Genomic DNA, 602 nt, shown 5'->3' with positions numbered 1-602 from the left:
GGCTTGTGCAGCACCAGCACCAGGCCGGGCGGCGGATCCAGCGGCTCGCCGTCGACGCGCACGGTGTCGTGGTCGAGCGGGTCGTCGGCGTACAGCACCTCGCCGGCGGCATCGGTGACGCGGCCCTCGCGGAACATCCACGCCACCTCCTTGCGGCTGCCGTAGCCCAGGTTGGCCAGGTGCTTGACCAGTTTCATCGATTTACTCATCGGCCACGCTCCTCCGCGCATCTGCCTTCACCACCCCGCCCGCCACTTCGCCTTTCACTGCTTCGATCACCTTGAAGCCGCCGCCCTCGGCGAGCACACGCTGGGACGCGAACGCCTGCGCCAGCGTGGCCTCGTACGGCAGGTGGCGATTGGCGACCAGCAGCAGGCGGCCGCCGCGCCGCAGCGACTGCGCGGCGACCTCGATGAAGCGCTGGCCCAGTTCCGGCCGGTCGCCGCGGTCGTGCGCGTGAAACGGCGGGTTGCTGACGATGAAGTCGTAGCCGCCTTCGGCCAGGCCCGCGGTGACGTCGTGCCAGTGGAAGAACAGCGCCGCGCGCCCGGCCTGCGCCGCGAGATTGCCGCGGGCCAGTTCGATCGCACGCGCCTCGGCCT

1 protein-coding gene and 1 pseudogene are annotated in these 602 nt (G+C 71.1%); both read right to left on the bottom strand.

Annotated elements, in window-relative coordinates; translation table 11 throughout:
- Positions 1 to 209: pseudogene (locus J7528_RS23955) on the bottom strand (16S rRNA pseudouridine(516) synthase); the annotation flags it as partial.
- Positions 202 to 602: methyltransferase (locus J7528_RS23950; RefSeq protein ID WP_291879863.1), on the bottom strand; the 401-nt coding region annotated here is incomplete at its 5' end. The gene J7528_RS23950 and the pseudogene J7528_RS23955, both read right to left, overlap by 8 nt.

It is taken from the genome of Caulobacter sp., from assembly GCF_017744445.1.
Taxonomy (GTDB): Bacteria; Pseudomonadota; Alphaproteobacteria; order Caulobacterales; family Caulobacteraceae; genus Caulobacter.
This window is presented reverse-complemented; position numbering and strand designations above follow the sequence as displayed.